Genomic DNA, 16,764 nt, shown 5'->3' with positions numbered 1-16,764 from the left:
ATGTCGTCCTCTTTTTTTCAACGTCGGGCTATTCGATGAAACGTGTTTCTCAAATGACCGCGCTGGCACTGGCTTTAGGGCTCGCTTGCGCTTCTTCCTGGGCTACTGAAACAGCACAGACGCTCACCCTCGACCAGTTACAGCAAAAGCAAGGCGCGGCGATCGATACCCGTCAGAGCGCTTTTTACAACGGCTGGCCGCAGTCGCTTAATGGTCCTTCAGGACACGAACCTTCCGCACTGAACCTGTCTGCCGCCTGGCTCGACAAGATGAATGATGAACAACTCAGCGCCTGGGTTCAGTCACATCAGTTGAAAACTGATGCGCCAGTAGCGCTGTATGGTAGCGATAACGACATACAGGCTGTCAAAGCCCGCCTGCAAAAAGTTGGCGTTAACCATATCTCCACCCTCAGCGATGCGCTTACGGACCCAGCCCGCCTGCAACGTCTGCCGCACTTCGAACAGCTGGTGTACCCGCAGTGGCTGCACGACCTGCAGCAGGGTAAAAACGTAACCGCTAAACCGGCGGGTGACTGGAAAGTGATTGAGGCCGCCTGGGGCGCGCCGAAGTTGTATCTGCTCAGCCACATCCCTGGTGCGGGCTACATTGATACCAACGAAGTTGAAAGCGAACCGCTGTGGAATAAAGTTTCCGACGCGCAGCTCAAAGCGATGCTGGCGAAACACGGTATCCGCCACGACACCACGGTGATTTTATACGGTCGCGATGTCTATGCCGCCGCTCGCGTGGCGCAAATTATGCTGTATGCAGGCGTGAAAGATGTTCGTCTTCTCGACGGCGGTTGGCAAACCTGGTCCGACTCAGGTTTACCGGTCGAACGCGGCACTCCGCCAACGGTGAAACCAGAACCTGATTTCGGCGTGAAAATCCCTGCCCAGCCGCAGCTGATGCTCGATATGGAACAGGCTCGCGGTCTGCTGCATCGCCAGGATGCGTCTTTGGTGAGCATTCGTTCATGGCCAGAATTTGTCGGTACCACCAGCGGCTATAGCTACATTAAGCCAAAAGGTGAGATTGCAGGTGCACGTTGGGGCCACGCAGGCAGCGACTCCACGCATATGGAAGATTTTCATAACCCGGATGGCACCATGCGCAGCGCGGATGACATCGCCGCCATGTGGAAGCAATGGAATATCCTGCCGAATCAACAGGTCTCTTTCTATTGCGGTACCGGCTGGCGCGCTTCAGAAACGTTTATGTATGCCCGCGCGATGGGCTGGAAAAACGTCTCCGTCTACGACGGCGGCTGGTATGAGTGGAGCAGCAATCCAAAAAATCCGGTTGCCAGCGGTGAACGGGGCCCGGACGCCAGTAAGTAAGATTGTCATTATTGCCGGATAAGCGTATCCGGCAACGCAATACGCTACGCCTGACGCTGGACCGCTTTCAGTGTCAGGTATCCGCTCCAGATCCGGGTAAATGTCGTCATCCAGCACAGCGCGCCAAAGACCCACGCCATCACGGCAAAATATTCCGGGAACAGACAACCCAACACAAATAGCAAAATCGTCTCAGTACCTTCGGTCAGTCCCCCCAGATAATAAAACGATTTATGCGCGTAGCCCGGGTTATCAATTTGATGTTTCGCCGCCAGCGCGGCAAAGGCCAGAAAGCTGCTGCCGGTTCCCATAAAGGCGAACAGCAGCCAGCCGCCAGCCAGCGAGTTAGCCGCCGGATCGGCGAGCATAAAACCGAATGGCACTAAGGCGTAAAACAGAAAATCGAGCGAGATATCAAGAAATCCGCCTGCGTCGGTTAGCCCTCTGCGCCGCGCCAGCGCCCCATCCAACCCATCAAAAAGCCGATTGAGCACAATGGCCACCAGCGCTGCCAGATACCAGCCTAACGCCAGAAATGGCAAGGCCAACACGCCAATGGCAAAACCGACCAGCGTAAGCCCGTCCGGGGTAATCGCCGGTTTATCAATAATGCTTACGCAGCGATGCAAAATCGGTTTTAATCGCGGATGAATATGACGATCAAGCATGCGGGCATCCTTTAAAGCTGTCGCACAGCCCCTGGGAAGGAATATCGAGAGCAGCATTAAAACGCGCCGAGAGATTTTGAAACGCAATCAACGCGGTCATTTCCGTAATGGCATCATCGGTAAAATGCTGCTTCACCTGCGCTTTCAGCGCATCGTCAACCTGTGGGGGCGTTGCGGTCACCGCATCGGCATAGGCCAGCGCAACTCGCTCTTCTGCGCTAAATAACGCCGATTCTTGCCAGTTGGCAACCTGTAAGACTTTATCCAGCGCGCCACAGCGTTCAGCCAACCGTAAACTGTTGGCATCAACGCAGAAAGCGCAGTGGCACACCTGAGAAACGCGGGTCATCAACAGCGCGCGCATCACCGGCGTTAAACGCGCCTTTTTACGCTCCAGAAACCCGACAAACAGCGCCACCAGCCAGAACAGAAACGGCATCCGCCCCCACCAGCGCGTGGGATGCAGCACATCGCCATAATGTTTTTTCTGCGTAGCAACGAGCGGTTTTAGACTGGAAGGGATACGCGTTAACGGCTTTACCCACGACTGAGGTTCGTTCAACGGTGGCTCCTGAATACTTTAGATAAAACAAAGATAACGATAGTATGTCATTTTCTGCTGTTAGATCTTGATGAATATAATGAAAACCCTCGACGTGGTCGCCGCTATCATTGAACGTGATGGCAAAATTTTACTGGCTCAGCGTCCGCTACATGCGGATCAGTCAGGCATGTGGGAGTTTGCCGGCGGTAAGGTTGAATCGGGCGAAAGTCAGCCCGAGGCGCTGTTCCGTGAACTGCGTGAAGAGTTGGGCATTGAGGCAGTCGTGGGGCGCTACATTGCCAGCCATCAACGCGAGGTTTCGGGCCGACTGATTCACTTACATGCCTGGCATGTACCGTCATATCAGGGGGAACTGAAGGCGTATGAACATCAGGATATCGTCTGGTGTTCACCCGAAGAGGCGCTGCGTTATCCGCTGGCGCCTGCCGATATTCCACTACTGGAAGCGTTTATTCTTTTACGCGACGCCAGACAAGCGGATTTGTGCTGATCGTTTTCTCATCGCGTTGGCACTGAAGCAAGACGCCGTCAGCTTTAATCACTGCCCCTTCTGAATAGTTTTGATCCTGATAAATACAGCACTGGCTACAGGGCTGCGCCCGCTGACCGCTGGAACTGAACACTTCCGGCGGTACGTTAACCTGCACATCCGGGCGATAAGGCTGATTTGCCAGCGTCGCGCTGGACACCAGGGCCAACACGCCTGCCACGATTAAACGGCGCATACTCTTTCCTTTTTAACTGACAATTATGCTCAGTATAACGGTATAAATCGGCAGAAACTTTAGCCTCTTCGATCATCGTTTTTGGTTATGACCCACGACGCAATATTAATTTACTTAGCGGGGTTAATTTTTTCTTGCGTCGCGTCACAGTGCTGATGGTATAGTCAAAAACTGCACAACACTTAACACAAAAATCAAAAATATAACCATATCAATACATAAGAGGTTCTTATATCTATGGATCAGACATGTTCTCTGGAGTCATTCCTTAACCATGTGCAAAAGCGCGACCCGAATCAAACCGAGTTCGCGCAAGCCGTTCGTGAGGTAATGACCACGCTGTGGCCTTTCCTTGAGCAAAACCCGCGTTATCGCCAGATGTCATTGCTGGAACGTCTGGTTGAACCGGAGCGCGTGATCCAGTTCCGCGTAGTATGGCTGGACGATCGCAATCAGGTGCAGGTCAACCGCGCATGGCGCGTGCAGTTTAGCTCTGCCATTGGCCCATACAAAGGCGGTATGCGTTTCCACCCTTCCGTGAACCTGTCGATCCTGAAATTCCTTGGCTTCGAGCAGACGTTTAAAAATGCCCTCACCACCCTGCCAATGGGCGGGGGTAAAGGCGGGAGCGATTTCGATCCGAAAGGGAAAAGCGAAGGCGAAATCATGCGTTTCTGCCAGGCGCTGATGACCGAACTGTTCCGCCATTTAGGTCCCGATACCGACGTTCCGGCGGGCGATATCGGTGTGGGCGGCCGTGAAGTCGGCTTTATGGCCGGGATGATGAAAAAACTCTCCAATAACAGCGCCTGCGTCTTTACCGGTAAAGGTCTCTCTTTCGGCGGTAGCCTAATCCGCCCGGAAGCCACCGGCTACGGTCTGGTGTATTTCACCGAAGCGATGCTCAAACGCCATGGTCTGGGCTTTGAAGGCATGCGCGTGGCGGTTTCTGGCTCCGGTAACGTGGCGCAATTCGCCATTGAGAAAGCCATGGAGTTTGGCGCGCGGGTGGTTACCGCCTCCGATTCCAGCGGTACCGTAGTTGACGAAAGTGGATTTACCAAAGAAAAACTGGCGCGCCTGTGCGCAATCAAAGACAGCCGCGACGGTCGTGTAGCAGATTATGCCCGTGAATTTGGCCTGACCTATCTGGAAGGCAAACAGCCGTGGTCGGTTCCGGTCGATATCGCCCTGCCGTGTGCCACGCAGAATGAGCTGGATGTCGATGCAGCACGCGTATTGATCGCCAACGGCGTGAAAGCTGTCGCCGAAGGGGCAAACATGCCGACCACTATCGAGGCCACCGATCTGTTCCTCGAGGCAGGTGTACTGTTCGCACCGGGTAAAGCCGCTAACGCCGGTGGTGTAGCGACATCCGGTCTGGAAATGGCGCAAAACGCCGCTCGTCTGGGCTGGAAAGCGGAGAAAGTGGATGCGCGCCTGCACCACATCATGCTGGATATTCACCATGCCTGCGTTGAATACGGCGGCGAAAGCAAGCAGACCAACTACGTACGTGGCGCCAACATCGCAGGCTTCGTAAAGGTTGCCGACGCGATGTTGGGTCAGGGTGTGATTTAATATTGTCTCTGCAGGCCCGTAGGCCGGATAAGGCACGGGTGCCGTATCCGGCTAAGCCTGATGCGCTATGCTTATCAGGCCTACAAACTTACAGACCCGCCTCTTCAGATGGCGGGCTTTTTTTCGCCGGACGTTTACGCGGCGCACTCTTTTTCTTATCGCCACCACTGCCGCCAGGTGCAGCAATTCCACGAAAGCGTCGTACCGGTGTGCTGCGCGCCTGATCGATAAGCTGATACAGCGTCCCCACCAGCGGCTGCATGAAATCCTGATAGCGACATTGCTTTTCGCTGATTTGGGTCAGTATAGATTCCCAGTGCGCGGTCATGTCCGGGCGCGTCGCCATTTCTGGCAACGAGTGGAACAGCGCTTTTCCTGCGTCGGTCGAATGAATATACCGCCCTTTTTTCACCAGGAACCCGCGCTTAAACAGCAGTTCGATAATACCGGCGCGCGTCGCTTCCGTACCTAAACCATCCGTTGCGCGCAGGATCTTTTTCAGATCTTTATCCTGCACGAATCGCGCAATCCCGGTCATCGCTGACAGCAGCGTGGCATCGGTAAAGTGACGTGGTGGTTGAGTCTGACGTTCAACCACTTCACCTTTTTCGCACAGCAGTTCGTCATCTTTTGCCACCACCGGCAGCGGCGTCCCGTCATTATCTTCGTCGCGCTCTTTATTGCCAAGCAGCGTGCGCCATCCGGCTTCCGCCAGAAAACGCGCTTTAGCGACAAACTTGCCTTTGGCAATATCCAGCTCAATAACGCACTTCCTGAATACCGCATCTGCGCAAAATTGCATCAGATACTGACGGGCAATCAGGTTGTAAATTTTCGCTTCGTTGTCATTCAGATTGATGGACGAACTGCGCGCGGTAGGAATGATGGCGTGGTGCGCATCCACTTTTTTGTCGTCCCAACAGCGATTTCGCGTATCGGGATTGACCGCCGGTTGCGGGAGCAGATCCGGTGCATGGACGCTAATCGCGTTCAGTACCGCATGACGTCCGGCAAAGTGCTCTTCCGGCAGATAACGGCTATCCGAACGCGGATAGGTAATCAACTTATGGGTTTCATACAACTTCTGGCAGATATCCAGAACGTTTTGCGCACTTAAACCGAAGCGCTTCGCCGCTTCAATCTGCAACGCCGACAGCGAGAACGGTAACGGCGCGGATTCTGATTCCCGTTTATCGTTATAGCTGGTGACTATCGCCGGTTGACCGTTAATTCGGTTCACCACGTGTTCAGCCAGCGTGCGATTCAGCAAGCGCCCTTCTTCATCCTGATACGGCTCACACGCTTCGCTCGGCTGCCAGATAGCGGTAAACCGCTCATCGGCGGGCGTTACGATATGCGCTTTCACTTCGAAGAAGTCTTTGGCGACGAAGTTCTCAATCTCTTCATCACGACGCACAACCAGCCCGAGCACCGGCGTTTGTACGCGCCCGACCGAAAGTACGCCCTGATAGCCTGCGTTACGTCCGAGAATGGTGTAAGCGCGCGTCATATTGATACCGTACAACCAGTCCGCACGCGCTCGCGCCAGTGCCGACACGCACAGCGGAATAAACTCACTGTTGGCGCGCAGCCGCTCAATAGCCCGCTCAACGGCCTGCGGGTTGAGGTCGTTAATCAGGCAACGCTGCACCTTCTGGCGCTTTTCAGGCGCCAGTTGCAGGTAATCCAGCACTTCATCCACCAGCAGTTGCCCTTCACGATCGGGGTCACCGGCGTGAATAACTTCGCTGGCCTCATGCAAAAAGCGCTTAATGACGTTGAGCTGTTTGGTCACCGAGGGGCGCGGTTGCAGTTGCCACTTTTCCGGGACAATCGGCAGATCGACCAGGCTCCAGCGAGCATAACGACTGTCGTAGGCATCCGGCTGCGCCTGTTCAAGCAGGTGACCAATACACCAGGTCACCACTTGTCCATTTCCGCATTCGATAAAACCATCGCCTTTGCGATGCGGCTTTGGCAACACATCGGCGATAGCACGCGCCAGACTTGGTTTTTCGGCAATAAACAACCGCATCGAGTTAACGAATCTCAACCATGGCGCGACCGCCACGAGCTTCCACTAACTCACCAATGGCGGTGAGATCGATACCGAACTGCGCCGCTGCCGCTTTCACTTCGGCTTCAGCTTCCGGCGTTACCGCCAGCAGTAGGCCACCGGAAGTTTGCGGATCGCACAACAGATCGCGTACCGATTGCGGCATTTCACCCATCAGGTGTCCGTAGCTGGCAAAGTTACGTTGGGTACCGCCGGGTACTGCACCCTGCGCGATGTATTCTTCAACGCCAGGCAGCTTAGGAATATCCTGGTAGATAATTTGCGCCTGAACGCCTGCGCCCTGACACATTTCACTCAGATGCCCCAGCAGACCAAAACCGGTAACGTCGGTCATGGCTTTCACGCCGTCGATATCGGCGAATGCCGCACCGGCAATGTTCATCCGACACATCACTTCTGTCGCCAGTCCTTTGTGTTCTTCCTTCAGTAGTGATTTTTTCTCTGCTGTCGTCAGAACGCCAATCCCCAGAGGCTTGGTCAGGAATAACTTACACCCTGCCTCTGCGGTGCTGTTTTTCTTCACGCGTTCGGTCGGCACAACGCCGGTTACCGCAAGGCCAAAGATAGGCTCTGGGGCATCGATAGAGTGGCCGCCCGCCAGCGCAATACCCGCCTGACGGCAGGCAAAACGTCCGCCTTCGGTGACTTCGCGGGCGATTTCCGGCGCCAGCTTATCCAGCGGCCAGCCCAGAATAGCAATTGCCATAATCGGTTTGCCGCCCATAGCGAATATATCGCTGATGGCGTTAGTCGCGGCGATGCGGCCAAAATCAAACGGATTATCGACAATCGGCATAAAGAAATCGGTGGTGCTGATAACGCTGGTGCCGTTTCCCAAATCGTATACGGCCGCGTCGTCGCGAGTTTCATTACCCACCAGTAAGTTCGGATCAACAAACTTCGCCTGCTCGCTGTGCAGGATGGTTTCCAGCACTTTTGGGGAAATTTTACAACCGCAACCGGCTCCGTGGCTGTATTGCGTTAAACGAATAGCTTGCTCGCTCATGGACATCTCCTGTCATTGCAATCCGGATATGGTAGCGCTCATTCCATGATGTGGTAAGAGTGACTGTCTGAATTCGAGTGTCTTTGCTCAGAATCCAGACAGTTTTGCCGTTGATATCAGAAATAACGGACGAATGCGCTCGGATCGGCAAGGTTGATCGTCGTGGATGCTTTTAGCTGCGGTGTGCCCAGATAGAGGAAACCGACGATTTTATCTTGCGGGCGACAGTCGAATGCTTCACGTACGACCGCACTTTCGGTTAATGCACCACTGCGCCAGATACCGCCAAAGCCCTGGGCAATTGCGGCCATCTGCATAGCCATCACCGCACAACCGGCAGACATTTCTTGTTCCCACAGAGGAACCTTGTCGTTTTCTTCACATTTCGCCACCACGGTAATAATCAGCGGCGCGCGAAACGGTGCGTTGCGCGCTTTTTCCTGAGCTTTCTCATCGCTACCTGCGGCAATCGCGCCTTTCTCAAGTACGGTGCTAAAGCGTTCACGCCCTTCACCCTCAATGACATAGAATTGCCACGGTTGCAGCGTTTTATGGTCCGGTGCGCGCATTCCCGCCCGCAGAATGTTTTGCAGTTGCTCTCCGGCCGGGGCCGGCTCGACAAGACGAGAAGCGCTACGACGGGTGATAAGTAATTCGAGTGCATCCATTTGCTTAACTCCAACAATGAGATTTGTTCACAAAATTAACACGTGAGCGGATTTTGTTACAGCACAGGCGGTGATTCCTGCTGACAAGTGCCTGTCTGGTCATTACGATAGCCTCATCTTATCGCCTTTCTCCGGGATTTCGGGATGGCGTGTTGTTAATCGGTAGGGAGAATACATGCGAACCCTGTGGCGATTTATTGCCGGATTTTTTAAATGGACATGGCGATTACTTAATTTCGTCCGTGAATTTGTGCTTAACCTGTTCTTCATCTTCTTGGTGCTGGTGGGCGTGGGTATCTGGATGCAGGTCAGCAGCAGCAATACCAGTGAACACGCTGAGCGAGGCGCACTGCTGCTGGATATCTCGGGGGTGATTGTCGATAAGCCGTCGAGCACCAGTCGCTTAAGCGTTATTGGTCGTCAGCTGTTTGGTGCCAGTTCCGATCGCCTGCAGGAAAACTCCCTGTTCGATATCGTGAATACTATTCGCCAGGCAAAAGATGATCGCAACATCACCGGCATTGTGATGGATCTGAAAAATTTTGCCGGGGCCGACCAGCCTTCCATGCAGTATATCGGTAAAGCGCTGCGGGAATTCCGCGACAGCGGCAAACCGGTCTTTGCCGTAGGCGATAACTTCAGCCAGGGGCAGTACTACCTCGCCAGTTTCGCCAATAAAATTTATCTTTCTCCACAGGGTTCCGTTGATCTGCACGGCTTTGCCACCAACGGTTTGTACTACAAATCCCTGCTCGACAAGCTGAAAGTTTCCACACACGTGTTCCGTGTCGGGACTTATAAGTCTGCCGTAGAACCGTTTATCCGTGATGATATGTCTCCTGCCGCGCGTGAAGCTGACAGCCGCTGGATCGGCGAGCTGTGGCAGAACTATCTCGACACGGTTGCTGCCAATCGCCAGATCCCTGCTCAGCAGGTGTTCCCTGGCGCACAGGCCATGCTGGACGGTTTGACAAAAGTCGATGGTGATACCGCGAAATATGCGCTCGACAACAAACTGGTGGATGCACTGGCCTCCAGCGCCGAAGTCGAAAAAATGCTGACCAAACAGTTTGGTTGGAGCAAAGCGGATAAAAATTATCGCGCTGTCAGCTATTACGATTACTCACTGAAAACGCCAGCGGATACTGGAGACAGCATTGGTGTTATCTTCGCCAATGGCGCGATTATGGACGGTGAAGAAACTCCTGGGAATGTGGGCGGTGACACGACTGCCGCGCAGATCCGCGAAGCCCGTCTTGATCCGAAAGTGAAAGCAATTGTTCTGCGCGTGAACAGCCCTGGCGGCAGCGTCAGTGCCTCCGAAGTCATTCGTGCTGAGCTGGCTGCGGCAAAAGCGGCGGGTAAACCGGTTGTGGTGTCCATGGGCGGCATGGCAGCCTCCGGTGGGTACTGGATCTCCACCCCAGCAAGCTACATTGTGGCGAACCCCAGCACGCTGACCGGTTCAATCGGCATCTTTGGCGTGATCAACACCGTGGAAAACAGTCTGGATTCCATTGGCGTACACACCGACGGCGTGGCGACATCCCCACTGGCGGATATCTCCATCACCAAAGCGTTACCACCAGAAGTGCAGCAAATGATGCAACTTAGCATCGAGAACGGCTATAAGCGTTTTATCACGCTGGTCGCAGATGCGCGTAAAACAACACCTGAGCAGATTGACAAAATCGCGCAGGGCCACGTCTGGACCGGACAGGATGCAAAAGCCAACGGTCTGGTAGACAGTCTGGGTGATTTTGATGACGCCGTGGCGAAAGCGGCTGAGCTGGCCAAACTGAAACAATGGCACATTGCGTATTATCAGGACGAACCGACATTCGTTGATATGGTGATGGACAGCATGTCAGGCTCCGTTCGTGCCATGCTACCTGACGCCATTCAGGCTATGCTCCCACCACCGCTGGCCTCTGCGGCCAGTGCAGTAAAAGCCGAAAGCGATAAGCTGGCCGCATTCAACGATCCGCAAAACCGCTATGCGTTTTGCCTGACCTGCGCCAACGTTCGCTAACTATTGACCCCTCTTCGGGATGAAGAGGGGTTTTCTTTGAGACAGAAGAAAAGTCATGCAGAAAAAATCAATTTACGTTGCCTATACCGGCGGTACCATTGGTATGCAGCGCTCAGAACAGGGTTATATTCCCGTTTCCGGTCATCTCCAGCGCCAGCTGGCATTGATGCCTGAATTCCACCGTCCGGAGATGCCAGACTTCACCATCCACGAATACGCCCCGCTGATGGATTCCTCCGATATGACGCCGGAAGACTGGCAGCATATTGCGGAAGACATTAAAGCGCACTACGACGATTACGATGGTTTTGTCATTCTGCACGGCACAGACACCATGGCGTTTACGGCTTCGGCACTCTCTTTTATGCTGGAGAATCTGGGCAAGCCGGTCATTGTGACAGGGTCACAAATCCCATTAGCAGAACTACGTTCTGACGGACAAATCAATTTGCTGAATGCGTTGTACGTTGCAGCAAATTACCCGATCAATGAAGTTACCCTGTTTTTCAACAATCGATTGTTTCGCGGCAACCGGACCACTAAAGCGCATGCTGATGGTTTTGACGCGTTTGCCTCACCCAACCTTGCACCACTGCTGGAAGCCGGGATCCACATTCGTCGGCTGGGAACTCCGCCCGCACCTCACGGTACAGGTGAGTTGATTGTGCATCCTATCACTCCGCAACCGATTGGCGTGGTCACCATTTATCCTGGGATCTCCGCTGATGTAGTACGCAACTTCCTGCGCCAACCTGTAAAAGCATTAATTTTGCGCTCCTACGGCGTGGGGAATGCGCCGCAGAATAAAGAGTTCCTGAAAGAACTTGAAGATGCGAGTTCGCGTGGCATTGTGGTGGTGAACCTTACGCAGTGTATGTCCGGCAAGGTGAACATGGGGGGCTACGCGACAGGCAATGCGCTGGCGCATGCTGGCGTGATTGGCGGCGCGGATATGACCGTCGAAGCCACACTCACCAAACTGCACTATTTGCTGAGTCAGGGACTGGATACGCAGACGATCCGTGAAGCGATGACGCAAAATCTGCGTGGTGAGCTCACGCCTGACGATTAAAGGAGTCTATGCCCATGGCCCGAGCCTTACTGTTGGTCGATTTACAAAATGACTTTTGTGCCGGTGGTGCCCTCGCGGTCCCACAAGGTGACAGCACAATCGATATTGCCAACCGTCTGATTGACTGGTGTGCCTTACGCGGCGACATGGTCGTTGCCAGTCTGGACTGGCACCCGGCTAATCACGGCAGTTTTGCCAGCCAGCATCAGGTCGAGCCCTACAGCCAGGGACAACTCGATGGACTGGCGCAGACATTCTGGCCCGATCATTGCGTACAAAACAGCGCAGGTGCAGCCCTGCATCCGCTGCTGAACCAGCGTGCGATAACTCAAACGTTCACTAAAGGTGAGAACCCGCTGGTCGACAGCTATAGTGCGTTTTTTGATAACGGTCGTCGTCAGGCTACCGCGCTGAATGCATGGTTACTCGAACGCCGCATTGCCGAGCTCATCATCATGGGTCTGGCAACCGACTATTGCGTTAAATTCACCGTACTGGATGCGCTCGATCTTGGCTACACCGTCAGCGTTATTACCGACGGCTGCCGTGGGGTTAATATTCAACCCCAGGACAGTGCAAACGCCTTTATAGAAATGGCGGCGGCGGGTGCAACGCTGTATACGTTGGACGACTGGCTGGAAACCCAACCGTAAGCGATGCCGACAGGGTCACTCCTGTCGGCGCGTTATCTCAGGCCAGCGCTGAAATCTCTTCCAGCGATACTTTGCGTGTTTCGATGCCAAAACAAAAAAGAATCAGCGCGCATAGAACCAACATTACTCCTAACACGATAAAGACCGTAACGGAGCCATAGCGGGTCAACAAAATAGCGACGCCATAGGGCGTAAACACAGCGACAATCCTTCCCACCGCATTAACAAAACCTGATCCTCTCAATCTTAGGTGCGTGGGCCATAGTTCTGGGACATAAACTGCAGAGGCAAAGCAGACATACATATACAGAAAAAAAATCATCACCAGCCCGTAGCTCAGAATGGCCCACTCTTCAGTTTGAAGTGAATAGAAATACCCGAGCAATGCGATAATAATCAACAAGAATGAGCCAAACAATCGCCGTGGAAAGCGATCGATAATTAACGCGGCAATAAATATCCCAACTGGCGCGCCAATCATAATTATCGCAGTCATAAATATGGATTTCGTTACATCGATTCCCGAATTAACAAATATAGTCGGGATCCATACCGTAATGGTGTAGAGCGAAATATTCATTGCGATAAGCACCGTGATCGCCACCAGTGTACAGCGCAACATTGGCCCCTTAAACAATAGCCAAAATGAACCACTTGCCGTGCTTAAATCCGCCGACGGGCATTCGTTCCGGCAGGATGGTAAAGTGATGTTTTTTTCTAGCTCAATTTGCGATTCAACCTGCATAAGATGTTTTTCAGCTTCGCTTCTCTTCCCTTTACCAGCCAGCCAACGTGGGGATTCAATATAGTATTTTCCTGACAGATACCAGGCCAACAGCATTGCCATGCCACCGAGCAGAAACATCACCCGCCAGCTTAAAAGTGCAATGATCACGACGCCAATTGCCGCAGATAGCATTGGTGCCCAGTTGCCGACAAATGACAGACGGGCAGACCATTTCCCACGTACCGCGGGTGGAATGAATTCTGTAAATGAGGCATAGCCCACCATAATTAGCGCCCCCATTCCAATCCCCATCAGACAGCGGAAGAAGATAAGCCAGTACATGTTGGGCACAAACGTTGCAGCGCAGGCTGAGGCCCCGACGATTAACAAATTGATACGGAACGCTTTGCGTCGACCGAGATAATCACCAATAAAGCCGCCGGCTAGTGAACCGATAAAGTAGCCGAACATCAGCGCTGAGGTAAACGCGGCATTTAGATAATTGTTTGACCAGCCAGTGTTGACTAATTTTGCTAATACCACATTCCCGGAATAGCTGAGAAAACCGGTTATTAACAAACTAAAACTAATAATGCCGAAAATACGAAAATGAAATCGAGATAAAGGTAAGCGATCTAATCTTGCGCCGATAGGGTCACATTGTTCCATCTGGATGCCTCAAATTCAGCTAAATAGAAAGTATGGCGATCGCGGCAGAAGCAATTTTGCCGCGCCATCCATCATCATTAGATTCTTATGGCATTTCCCAGGTGCAAACTAAAATAATATCGACACAACCCTCGCTATAGTTAATAAACGAGTTGAATATTATTCTCTTTGCAAAATGCAATCCACTCTGCACCCGGTGCCTTATTGGTTATTAGGTAATTAATATGGCTAAAGTCCACTAGCTGAACGAAAGCTTTACGATCAAACTTTGAGTGATCAACTAACAATGCCACCTCAGTCGCCTGGCGGATCATGGTTTTTTTGATTTCCGCTTCCGCTTCATTAGAATCAAGCGCCCCACTCTGCATATCCAAACCTTTGCAGCTCATCACCATGATATCAACATGATAGCGGCTGATAATCTCCTTGGTGATTCTTCCCTGCAGCGACAGCGTATTCTTATTCAGCTCACCGCCAGTAGAGACCACGTTAATTTCTGACTGCGCCAGCTCATGAAATGCTTCAGCCGAATTGGTAAGCAACGTCAGATCGTTTCTTTCCTTCAACAGCTTTAATAATTCCATCGCGGTACTGCTGGAGTCGGCAGCCATTGTGGTCTTATTTTTAATAAACGGTAATGCATTACGTGCAATGATCTGCTTTTCTTCGAAGAAAGATTTTGCACGCTTATAAAAATGAATATTGTCGGACAACGCGGTGGTATTGAGCACTGCACCGCCATATGTTCGGGTCAAAAAACCTTCATCTTCCAGTTTTTCAAGATCGCGGCGAATCGTTTCCTCAGTCACCTGAAAGATTGAACTTAAATTAGATACCACCACTTTCTTATCGTTAGCCACCATTTGCTTAATGGCCTGAATCCTGTCTTTTGCCGCCACGATGATACCTCTGTTTCCTGCAAAGTAATAATAAGACCCTAGTATCTCACAGGCTATATTTATTTTCAAAAGAACATGTCTGAATCACAGATTTTAATACTCTTTTACACAGAAACAGAGGTCAATCCTATCTGAATTAATTTATATCCAACGCTTCCGCCATTCGCCTCATCAATAATGAATCATCATCTGTCAGGGGAATGGTTAACGCCTCGACATTCTCGCGAACCTGTTCAGGTGCGGTTGCGCCACTCAGTAAGGTGATCAAATCGCTTTGCTTTAAAATCCACGCCAGAGCTAGTGCGGGAATTGTGCAGCGGTATTTTTCACAAAGCGGCTGCCACTGCCCAAGCATATCAATCACCCGCAACATATTTTCCCGCTGAAACCAGACCTTGTTAGCCCGCGCGCCGCCAGGAACATAATCTCGGGCGATAGTACCGGTCAACAACCCCTGCTCAAGCGGTGAATATACCTGCACGATGATGCCATTCTGCTGACATAGCGGCAGCAGTTCAGCTTCCAGCGCCCGGTCAAGAATGCTGTACTTGGCCTGGATAATATCCAGCTCACCGTGTTTGAGATACTCCCTGATATGCCCGGCATTGACGTTCGCCGCACCAATCGAACGGATTTTCCCCTCTTTTTTCAGTGCGTTCAGCGTGTCTACGGTTTCCGCAATCGGCGTAAAACAGGGTTCGACCGACTGCCAGTGGGTCATATAGATATCAATACTGTCGATACCCAATCTTTGCAGGCTGGCATCAACCTCTTCGCGAATAGACCCAGGCGTGAGGTTTTTATACAGCTGGCGATCGCCCACTTTGTTAAACAGGCTGCCTGTTCGCTCCCAGACGATGCCGCATTTGGTTTCAACCACTACCTCGCTGCGCGGCAGCTTTTTCAGCGCCTGACCGACAATCACTTCACTGTTGCCAAAGTTGTAGCCTGGCGCGGTATCAATCAGATTGATACCGCAGCGATGCGCCTCAACAATGGTATCGATACAAATCTGCAGATCGAGATCGCCATTCCATGCCGGACCACCGCCAATAGCCCATGTGCCTAATCCCATGCGGGAAAGCGTAATATCCGTACTTCCTAAAGGAATCATTTTCATCTGCCGCTATTACCCTTCGTATTCGTCAAGAAGTTGTTCAACCAGCTTTCTGTTCTTCACACCCGTCGTGGCACCCACGCTCAGTACCGATATTGCCGCCGTTGCATTAGCAAACAGCGCGCAGTCGCGAAGCGGTTTGCCTTCTAGCAGCGCGGAGATAAATCCTGAAGCAAAGTTATCCCCCGCGCCGATGGTGTCGATGGCGGTAATTCCTGACACCGCCGGGACCTCCATTTTCATGTCAACACGCTTGATAAAACAGCCTCTCTTGCCGGTCTTAATCACGACGGTTTTCACGCCACAGTTCAGAAAACTGTCGGCAATCTCATCCAGCGTCTCTTTCCCAGTGAGCAGTTTTGCCTCTTCAAAATTGGGAAACAGATAATCCACGTAGCTCAGCGCTTCACGGATATCGTCCAGCGTTTCATTCAGTCGCGGTTTAATCATATCCGCGCAGATAATGAGCTTATGCGCTTTCGCCTGAGTGAAAATTGCCGTCAGTGCATCACCATCCAACAACGGGCTATTAAAAATACTCGCCAGCGACAGCAGCTTTGCTTGAGAGAAACGGTCAAAATCAACATCGTTTATATTCAGTTTCCATAAGCTGCCGTTACGGTTAGTCACAAAGGTGCGTTCACCATCAGCGGTGACTAAACCCACGTTAATGGAAGTATCAATATCAGCATCCTGCTTCAGGCTTTTAATATCAATATTCTCCCGACGGCAGTGGTCGACAATAAAATGCCCCGCAGCATCGTCACCTATCCGGCCTATTAACGCCGTGCGATGGCCGAGGCGAGAAATAATCGTCGCCTCATTAATAGCGTCACCTCCCGTGGTCATAGCTATTCGTTCTAATGGATAAGAGTCAACATCAAAGATATTTTTACTCACTGGTTGCAAGGGAATATCAACAATTGCCGCCCCTATACAAATAACCTCGATATTATCCATAT

At 52.2% G+C, this 16,764-nt stretch carries 16 protein-coding genes; 6 read left to right on the top strand and 10 right to left on the bottom strand.

Features of this window, described 5'->3' with window-relative positions; translation table 11 throughout:
• Window positions 1–35 precede the first annotated feature (35 nt).
• Window positions 36–1,343 carry a sulfurtransferase gene (locus G4551_RS10185; protein ID WP_003840887.1) on the top strand — a complete coding sequence of 436 codons (1,308 nt, stop codon included), beginning with the start codon at window positions 36–38 and terminating at the stop codon, window positions 1,341–1,343.
• A gap of 44 nt (window positions 1,344–1,387) precedes the next feature.
• Here G4551_RS10185 and G4551_RS10180 read toward each other — a convergent pair whose 3' ends face one another.
• Window positions 1,388–2,011: a CDP-alcohol phosphatidyltransferase family protein gene (locus tag G4551_RS10180; protein WP_003840886.1), complete on the bottom strand. Its 624-nt coding sequence runs from the start codon at window positions 2,009–2,011 to the stop codon at window positions 1,388–1,390.
• Window positions 2,004–2,573, bottom strand: a complete 570-nt coding sequence (locus G4551_RS10175) for a carboxymuconolactone decarboxylase family protein (RefSeq protein ID WP_003840885.1) — start codon at window positions 2,571–2,573, stop codon at window positions 2,004–2,006. The genes G4551_RS10180 and G4551_RS10175 overlap by 8 nt, the downstream gene beginning before the upstream one ends.
• Window positions 2,574–2,652: 79 nt before the next feature.
• Here G4551_RS10175 and G4551_RS10170 point away from each other — a divergent pair, with 79 nt between their 5' ends.
• Window positions 2,653–3,066, top strand: coding sequence for a pyrimidine (deoxy)nucleoside triphosphate diphosphatase (locus tag G4551_RS10170; RefSeq protein ID WP_003840884.1), 414 nt, complete (start codon window positions 2,653–2,655; stop codon window positions 3,064–3,066).
• On the opposite strand, the gene G4551_RS10165 is transcribed toward G4551_RS10170, so the two are convergent.
• Window positions 3,026–3,301: a YnjH family protein gene (locus G4551_RS10165; RefSeq protein WP_003840883.1), complete on the bottom strand. Its 276-nt coding sequence runs from the start codon at window positions 3,299–3,301 to the stop codon at window positions 3,026–3,028. The two genes, G4551_RS10170 and G4551_RS10165, sit on opposite strands and share 41 nt — an antisense overlap.
• A 237-nt stretch (window positions 3,302–3,538) precedes the next feature.
• Here G4551_RS10165 and gdhA point away from each other — a divergent pair, with 237 nt between their 5' ends.
• Window positions 3,539–4,882 (top strand): NADP-specific glutamate dehydrogenase, encoded by a 1,344-nt coding sequence (gene gdhA / locus G4551_RS10160; RefSeq protein WP_003832501.1) that lies wholly within the window; start codon window positions 3,539–3,541, stop codon window positions 4,880–4,882.
• A gap of 88 nt (window positions 4,883–4,970) precedes the next feature.
• Here gdhA and G4551_RS10155 read toward each other — a convergent pair whose 3' ends face one another.
• From G4551_RS10155 to G4551_RS10145, 3 genes are all read right to left on the bottom strand, one after another.
• Window positions 4,971–6,917 (bottom strand): DNA topoisomerase III, encoded by a 1,947-nt coding sequence (locus tag G4551_RS10155; protein ID WP_003030667.1) that lies wholly within the window; start codon window positions 6,915–6,917, stop codon window positions 4,971–4,973.
• A gap of 4 nt (window positions 6,918–6,921) precedes the next feature.
• A complete protein-coding gene (gene selD, locus G4551_RS10150) occupies window positions 6,922–7,965 on the bottom strand; it encodes a selenide, water dikinase SelD (RefSeq protein WP_003840882.1) in 1,044 nt (347 codons plus the stop codon).
• A 116-nt stretch (window positions 7,966–8,081) separates the two neighbouring features.
• Entirely contained in the window at window positions 8,082–8,633 is a 552-nt protein-coding gene (locus G4551_RS10145; protein ID WP_003030670.1) for an NAD(P)H nitroreductase, read from the bottom strand.
• A 175-nt stretch (window positions 8,634–8,808) separates the two neighbouring features.
• On the opposite strand from G4551_RS10145, the gene sppA reads away from it, so the two are divergent.
• From sppA to pncA, 3 genes are read left to right on the top strand one after another with little or no spacing between them, the layout of a single operon-like run.
• Window positions 8,809–10,665 (top strand): signal peptide peptidase SppA, encoded by a 1,857-nt coding sequence (gene sppA, locus G4551_RS10140; RefSeq protein WP_003840881.1) that lies wholly within the window; start codon window positions 8,809–8,811, stop codon window positions 10,663–10,665.
• Window positions 10,666–10,720: 55 nt separating this feature from the next.
• The gene (gene ansA / locus G4551_RS10135) at window positions 10,721–11,737 is read left to right on the top strand and encodes an asparaginase (RefSeq protein ID WP_003030673.1); all 1,017 of its coding nucleotides are present in this window, start codon (window positions 10,721–10,723) and stop codon (window positions 11,735–11,737) included.
• 14 nt (window positions 11,738–11,751) lie between these two features.
• Window positions 11,752–12,390, top strand: a complete 639-nt coding sequence (gene pncA / locus G4551_RS10130) for a bifunctional nicotinamidase/pyrazinamidase (RefSeq protein WP_003840880.1) — start codon at window positions 11,752–11,754, stop codon at window positions 12,388–12,390.
• Between the two features lie 37 nt (window positions 12,391–12,427).
• On the opposite strand, the gene G4551_RS10125 is transcribed toward pncA, so the two are convergent.
• The 4 genes from G4551_RS10125 to G4551_RS10110 form a co-directional block, all read right to left on the bottom strand.
• On the bottom strand, window positions 12,428–13,786 hold the full coding sequence (locus tag G4551_RS10125; protein WP_003840879.1) for an MFS transporter: 1,359 nt from the start codon (window positions 13,784–13,786) through the stop codon (window positions 12,428–12,430).
• 140 nt (window positions 13,787–13,926) lie between these two features.
• A complete protein-coding gene (locus G4551_RS10120; RefSeq protein WP_003030679.1) occupies window positions 13,927–14,685 on the bottom strand; it encodes a DeoR/GlpR family DNA-binding transcription regulator in 759 nt (252 codons plus the stop codon).
• 136 nt (window positions 14,686–14,821) lie between these two features.
• Window positions 14,822–15,805 carry an NADH-dependent methylglyoxal reductase gene (gene ydjG, locus G4551_RS10115; RefSeq protein ID WP_003840878.1) on the bottom strand — a complete coding sequence of 328 codons (984 nt, stop codon included), beginning with the start codon at window positions 15,803–15,805 and terminating at the stop codon, window positions 14,822–14,824.
• Window positions 15,806–15,814: 9 nt separating this feature from the next.
• Window positions 15,815–16,762: a carbohydrate kinase family protein gene (locus G4551_RS10110; protein ID WP_003840877.1), complete on the bottom strand. Its 948-nt coding sequence runs from the start codon at window positions 16,760–16,762 to the stop codon at window positions 15,815–15,817.
• Window positions 16,763–16,764 lie beyond the last annotated feature (2 nt).

This window comes from Citrobacter freundii ATCC 8090 = MTCC 1658 = NBRC 12681 (assembly GCF_011064845.1).
GTDB lineage: Bacteria > Pseudomonadota > Gammaproteobacteria > Enterobacterales > Enterobacteriaceae > Citrobacter > Citrobacter freundii.
The sequence above is the reverse complement of the archived record's forward strand: the minus strand, read 5'-3'. Positions and strand labels throughout refer to the sequence as shown.

Bases quoted from the DNA above. Each gene is read 5' to 3' on its own strand.
- G4551_RS10185 (WP_003840887.1), top strand. From the start codon at position 36: ATGAAACGTGTTTCTCAAATGACCGCGCTGGCACTGGCTTTAGGGCTC.
- G4551_RS10180 (WP_003840886.1), bottom strand. From the start codon at position 2,011: ATGCTTGATCGTCATATTCATCCGCGATTAAAACCGATTTTGCATCGC.
- G4551_RS10170 (WP_003840884.1), top strand. From the start codon at position 2,653: ATGAAAACCCTCGACGTGGTCGCCGCTATCATTGAACGTGATGGCAAA.
- G4551_RS10165 (WP_003840883.1), bottom strand. From the start codon at position 3,301: ATGCGCCGTTTAATCGTGGCAGGCGTGTTGGCCCTGGTGTCCAGCGCG.
- gdhA (WP_003832501.1), top strand. From the start codon at position 3,539: ATGGATCAGACATGTTCTCTGGAGTCATTCCTTAACCATGTGCAAAAG.
- G4551_RS10155 (WP_003030667.1), bottom strand. From the start codon at position 6,917: ATGCGGTTGTTTATTGCCGAAAAACCAAGTCTGGCGCGTGCTATCGCC.
- selD (WP_003840882.1), bottom strand. From the start codon at position 7,965: ATGAGCGAGCAAGCTATTCGTTTAACGCAATACAGCCACGGAGCCGGT.
- G4551_RS10145 (WP_003030670.1), bottom strand. From the start codon at position 8,633: ATGGATGCACTCGAATTACTTATCACCCGTCGTAGCGCTTCTCGTCTT.
- sppA (WP_003840881.1), top strand. From the start codon at position 8,809: ATGCGAACCCTGTGGCGATTTATTGCCGGATTTTTTAAATGGACATGG.
- ansA (WP_003030673.1), top strand. From the start codon at position 10,721: ATGCAGAAAAAATCAATTTACGTTGCCTATACCGGCGGTACCATTGGT.
- pncA (WP_003840880.1), top strand. From the start codon at position 11,752: ATGGCCCGAGCCTTACTGTTGGTCGATTTACAAAATGACTTTTGTGCC.
- G4551_RS10125 (WP_003840879.1), bottom strand. From the start codon at position 13,786: ATGGAACAATGTGACCCTATCGGCGCAAGATTAGATCGCTTACCTTTA.
- ydjG (WP_003840878.1), bottom strand. From the start codon at position 15,805: ATGAAAATGATTCCTTTAGGAAGTACGGATATTACGCTTTCCCGCATG.
- G4551_RS10110 (WP_003840877.1), bottom strand. From the start codon at position 16,762: ATGGATAATATCGAGGTTATTTGTATAGGGGCGGCAATTGTTGATATT.